The 5,642-nt window shown below is 48.4% G+C and carries 4 protein-coding genes; 1 reads left to right on the forward strand and 3 read right to left on the reverse strand.

The features are described 5' to 3' along the window. Positions 1–145 precede the first annotated feature (145 nt). The 3 genes from aroA to E0D98_RS20990 form a co-directional block, all read right to left on the reverse strand. Positions 146–1,429 carry a 3-phosphoshikimate 1-carboxyvinyltransferase gene (gene aroA / locus E0D98_RS20980; RefSeq protein WP_000445231.1) on the reverse strand — a complete coding sequence of 428 codons (1,284 nt, stop codon included), beginning with the start codon at positions 1,427–1,429 and terminating at the stop codon, positions 146–148. A gap of 70 nt (positions 1,430–1,499) precedes the next feature. Further along, positions 1,500–2,588 carry a 3-phosphoserine/phosphohydroxythreonine transaminase gene (gene serC / locus E0D98_RS20985; RefSeq protein WP_050877197.1) on the reverse strand — a complete coding sequence of 363 codons (1,089 nt, stop codon included), beginning with the start codon at positions 2,586–2,588 and terminating at the stop codon, positions 1,500–1,502. A 198-nt stretch (positions 2,589–2,786) separates the two neighbouring features. Further along, positions 2,787–3,479, reverse strand: coding sequence for a DUF421 domain-containing protein (locus E0D98_RS20990; RefSeq protein WP_000642849.1), 693 nt, complete (start codon positions 3,477–3,479; stop codon positions 2,787–2,789). Positions 3,480–3,608: 129 nt separating this feature from the next. Between E0D98_RS20990 and ycaO the strand changes: the two genes are divergently transcribed. Next, positions 3,609–5,369 carry a 30S ribosomal protein S12 methylthiotransferase accessory factor YcaO gene (gene ycaO, locus E0D98_RS20995; RefSeq protein ID WP_001297197.1) on the forward strand — a complete coding sequence of 587 codons (1,761 nt, stop codon included), beginning with the start codon at positions 3,609–3,611 and terminating at the stop codon, positions 5,367–5,369. Positions 5,370–5,642 lie beyond the last annotated feature (273 nt).

Consider the following 5,642-nt stretch of genomic DNA (forward strand, 5'->3'; position numbering starts at 1 on the left):
TATATAAATATTATGTATCAACAACTTACATTGACAAGCGACGCTACCATTAATCAAAATGACTCACAAGGTCCGAAAAAAAACGCCGACAATGTGCCGACGTTTTGATAAAGAAAGATTTGGCTATTTATCGCCCGTTGTTCATTCAGGCTGCCTGGCTAATCCGCGCCAGCTGCTCGAAATAATCCGGAAATGTTTTGGCCGTGCATTTGGGATCAAGAATCGTCACTGGTGTATCTGACAACGCCACCAGCGAGAAACACATCGCCATCCGGTGATCATTGTATGTCGCGATCTCGGCAAAGTTCAGTTTTTCCGGAGGAGTGATACGAATGTAATCGTGCCCCTCTTCCACTTCCGCGCCGACTTTACGCAGTTCTGTTGCCATCGCAAACAGGCGATCGGTCTCTTTAACACGCCAGTTATAGATATTGCGCAGCGTGGTGGTGCCTTTTGCAAATAACGCCGCCGTGGCAATGGTCATCGCCGCATCAGGAATATGGTTCATATCCATATCAATAGCGTTCAGTTCACCACGCGTGCAGGAAATATAATCATCGCCCCAGCAAATGGTCGCGCCCATTTTTTCCAGCACATCAGCAAAGCGAATATCACCCTGCATACTGTTACGTCCAATACCGGTCACTTTTACAGTGCCGCCTTTGATTGCTGCTGCTGCCAGAAAGTAAGAAGCCGAAGATGCATCGCCTTCGACCAAATAAGTACCCGGAGACTGATAAGACTGCCCGCCTTTTACGACAAATTGTTGATAGTGCTGATTTTCAATTTCAACACCAAACGTCTTCATCAGATTGAGTGTGATGTCGATATAAGGTTTAGAAACCAGATCGCCTTTAATACGAATCACCGTATCTTCCGGCGCAAGAGGCGCAGTCATTAACAGTGCGGTGAGGAATTGGCTGGAAACGGAGCCATCAACGTCAACGTTGCCGCCAGTAAAGCCGCCCTGTAAACGCAACGGCGGATAATTTTCTTGTTCCAGGTAAGTGATCTTCGCCCCGCCCAGGCGCAGCGCATCCACCAGATGACCAATCGGGCGTTCTTTCATACGCGGCTCACCGGTCAGCACAATATCATTGCTACCCAGACAAAGAGCTGCCGCCAGCGGACGCATTGCCGTTCCGGCGTTACCGAGGAACAACTCCAGGGCACCTTCTGCGTGTAATGGACCGCCGTTACCGATAATTTCGCAACGCGTACGATCGGCTGAAAGCGTATAGCTTACCCCTAACGCTGTTAATGCATTCAGCATATGGCGCACGTCATCGCTATCCAGCAGATTGGTTAATACTGTTTTGCCGTGTGCTAATGCCGCCAGCAATAAAGCGCGGTTAGAAACGCTCTTGGAACCGGGCAGATTAATAGTGCCATCGACACGAGCGATGGGTTGTAACGTCAGGGATTCCATGAACTCAACTCTCTACAACAGAAATAAAAACCCCACAGGCTGGCTGTGGGGATTAAGCAAAATTTCGGCATTAACCGTGACGGCGTTCGAACTCAACCATGAAGTCTGTCAGCACTTTAACGCCTTCCAGCGGCATGGCGTTATAAATAGAAGCGCGCATTCCGCCGACCACACGGTGACCTTTCAGTGCATGAAGGCCAGCAGCAAAAGACTCTTCAAGGAACAATTTGTCAAGCGCACTGTCCGCCAACTGGAACGGCACGTTCATCCGCGAACGGTTAGCTTTCGCCACGTCATTGCGGTAGAAATCGCTGTTATCAATCACCCCATATAGCAGTTCTGCTTTTTGCTGATTGATTTTATCCATTTCAGCTACACCGCCGTTCGCTTTCAGCCATTTAAAGACCAGACCAGATAGATACCAGGCAAATGTCGGCGGCGTGTTAAACATGGAGCCGTTATCGTTGAGGATGGAATAATCCAGAATCGACGGACACGCGATATTCGCTTTGCCCAGCAAATCTTCACGAACGATGACGATTGTCAGGCCAGCCGGGCCGATATTTTTCTGCGCGCCAGCGTAAATCACGCCATAACGGCTGACGTCAATCGGACGGGAAAGAATGGTTGAAGAGAAGTCGGCGGCGACCACCACATCTTTGCCGAAGTCTGGCGTTTCGTCGATGGCGATACCGTCGATGGTTTCATTCGGGCAGTAATGCATATAAGCAGCATTATCAGAGAGTTGCCATTCACGCATTGGCTTAACCGCGCGCAGACCATCAACAGTCACTTTGGCGTCAAAGACATTAGGCGTGCAGTATTTTTTCGCTTCTTTAATGGCACTTGCCGCCCAGTAACCGGCATCAACATAATCTGCGGTGGTTTTATCACCGAGAATATTCAGCGGTACCGCAGCAAACTGACCGCGACCACCGCCATGGCAGAATAATACCTTGTAGTTGGAGGGGACATTAAGAAGATCGCGAAAATCCTTCTCGGCTTCCTCTGCAACCTGAATGAACTCTTTGCCACGGTGACTCACTTCCATCACCGACGTACCAAGACCGTTCCAGTCGCGCAGTTCCTGTTGAGCCTGTTTAAGCACCTCTGCCGGTAGCATTGCCGGACCAGAACTAAAATTGAAGATTTGAGCCATTTCCCCTCACCACGTTGCGTTGCTATTAACCCGCGGTCAATCGATTGCGACCACAGGTAATACATTATTCCTGTGGCTATCGGTTTTATCATTCAGTGACACACATCGCAATGAGTAAAACTGTTGAGGGCAAAAATGTGGCTTGCATCACACAAAAGAATCTCTCGGATTATTAGCAAAAAGCCGATGTTTTTACTGTCAGGTCACCCGTTTTGCCCGACTTGCCTTCGTCCATTCTGGATTTGCACAGCGCGGACATAATTGTTTTTCCCCCGCTTTCATATGAATGATTTCACTACAACGAATACAGGCATAGTCCGCCGACTCCGGCACCACTTTGTAACGCTGCGTACAATCACTGGGTAAAATAAGTAAACCCGGTTTCACCTTGTCATCTTCAAAGAAATAGACACTGATTTGCCCGTTGGTTTCGAGAATCGCCAGACGTACCTGCCCCAGCTGCTCCACGCCACGCAATCGTAGCTCCATAAAGAACTCAAATTCCGTCATGTTGGAGTTATTGAGTTTCGACCAGGCCAGCTCGCCATCTTCAATAATAACAACCGGCTTACCTTCCAGTAAATCTTCCAGTTTTTCACTGTGCGCCATCAACCACATTACCAGGCGGTATAACAACGCCAGAGTGATAAAGACGATAAGTACCGGCACCATCGGCACATCATCATAAAACGCCACATCTCCCGCCGCTGAACCCAGCGTGAGAATGATTAACACTTCAAACAGCGACATCTGTCGCACACCGCGTCTTCCGGTCATTTTGAGGAACAAAAAAACCAGTACAAAGGTATAAAGACTACGTAGTGCAACTTCGCCAAGGAAATCAAAAGGCACTTTATCAAATGCCATACGGTGGAGATCGAACGCCTTCATTTTTATGCTCTTATCGTGGTTTATCCGCTAAAAGCATAGTCAACAGTTCATCGGCATGGCGGCGGTGATAGCGCCTTTGAGATAAAACCCGTATTATTGCGCGCTTTCCGTACGACTAAAGTGATTTTCATGACGCAAACATTTATCCCCGGCAAAGATGCCGCTCTGGAAGATTCCATCGCTCGCTTCCAGCAAAAACTTTCAGACCTCGGCTTTCAGATTGAAGAGGCCTCCTGGCTGAATCCTGTGCCTAACGTCTGGTCTGTACATATTCGCGACAAAGAGTGCGCACTGTGTTTTACCAACGGTAAAGGCGCAACCAAAAAAGCGGCGCTGGCTTCTGCACTTGGTGAATATTTCGAGCGTCTCTCAACCAACTACTTTTTTGCTGATTTCTGGCTGGGCGAAACCATCGCCAACGGTCCGTTCGTGCATTATCCCAACGAAAAATGGTTCCCACTGACCGAAAATGACGATGTGCCAGAAGGACTACTCGATGACCGTCTGCGCGCGTTTTATGATCCGGAGAATGAACTGACCGGCAGCATGCTGATTGACCTACAATCCGGTAACGAAGATCGTGGTATTTGCGGCCTGCCGTTTACGCGTCAGTCCGACAATCAGACCGTTTATATTCCGATGAATATCATTGGTAACCTGTACGTCTCCAACGGTATGTCCGCAGGTAATACCCGCAACGAAGCACGCGTTCAGGGATTGTCTGAAGTTTTCGAACGCTACGTGAAAAACCGCATTATTGCTGAAAGCATCAGCCTGCCAGAGATCCCGGCAGACGTGCTGGCGCGTTACCCAGCAGTAGTTGAAGCCATCGAAACGCTGGAAGCGGAGGGTTTCCCAATCTTCGCTTATGACGGTTCGCTTGGCGGCCAGTATCCGGTGATTTGCGTGGTACTGTTCAATCCTGCTAACGGTACCTGCTTTGCCTCTTTCGGTGCGCATCCTGATTTTGGCGTAGCACTGGAACGTACCGTGACCGAGCTGCTGCAAGGTCGTGGCCTGAAAGATTTGGATGTGTTTACTCCGCCAACCTTCGATGATGAAGAAGTCGCTGAACATACCAACCTCGAAACGCACTTTATCGATTCCAGCGGTTTAATCTCCTGGGACCTGTTCAAGCAGGATGCCGATTATCCGTTTGTGGACTGGAATTTCTCCGGCACCACGGAAGAAGAGTTCGCCACGCTGATGGCTATCTTCAAAAAGGAAGATAAAGAAGTTTATATTGCCGATTACGAGCATCTGGGTGTCTACGCTTGCCGCATTATCGTGCCTGGCATGTCCGATATTTATCCGGCTGAAGATCTGTGGCTCGCGAATAACAGTATGGGCAGCCATTTACGTGAAACGATTCTTTCGCTACCAGGCAGCGAGTGGGAAAAAGAAGATTACCTGAACCTCATCGAGCAACTGGATGAAGAAGGTTTTGATGACTTTACCCGCGTGCGTGAGCTGTTGGGTCTGGCGACCGGGTCGGATAACGGTTGGTACACCCTGCGTATCGGTGAATTAAAAGCCATGCTGGCGCTGGCTGGTGGCGATCTGGAACAGGCTCTGGTCTGGACCGAATGGACGATGGAGTTTAACTCATCAGTATTTAGTCCGGAACGCGCCAACTATTATCGCTGCCTGCAAACGTTGTTATTACTGGCACAGGAAGAAGATCGCCAGCCGCTGCAATATCTGAATGCGTTTGTTCGCATGTACGGCGCAGATGCCGTAGAAGCCGCCAGTGCGGCAATGAGCGGCGAAGCGGCGTTTTACGGCCTGCAACCGGTAGATAGCGATCTGCACGCGTTTGCTGCACATCAGTCGTTGTTGAAGGCCTACGAAAAGCTGCAGCGCGCCAAAGCAGCATTCTGGGCAAAATAAAATCAAATAGCCTACGCAATGTAGGCTTAATGATTAGTCTGAGTTATATTACGGGGCGTTTTTTTAATGCCCCGCTTTACATATATTTGCATTAATAAAATAATTGTAATTATAAGGTTAAATATCGGTAATTTGTATTTAATAAATACGATCGATATTGTTACTTTATTCGCCTGATGCTCCCTTTTAATTAACTGTTTTAGCGGAGGATGCGGAAAAAATTCAACTCATTTGTTAATTTTTAAAATTTATTTTTATTTGGATAATCAAATA

The sequence above is a fragment of the Escherichia sp. KCJ4928 genome (assembly GCF_004352695.1).
GTDB lineage: Bacteria > Pseudomonadota > Gammaproteobacteria > Enterobacterales > Enterobacteriaceae > ECMA0423.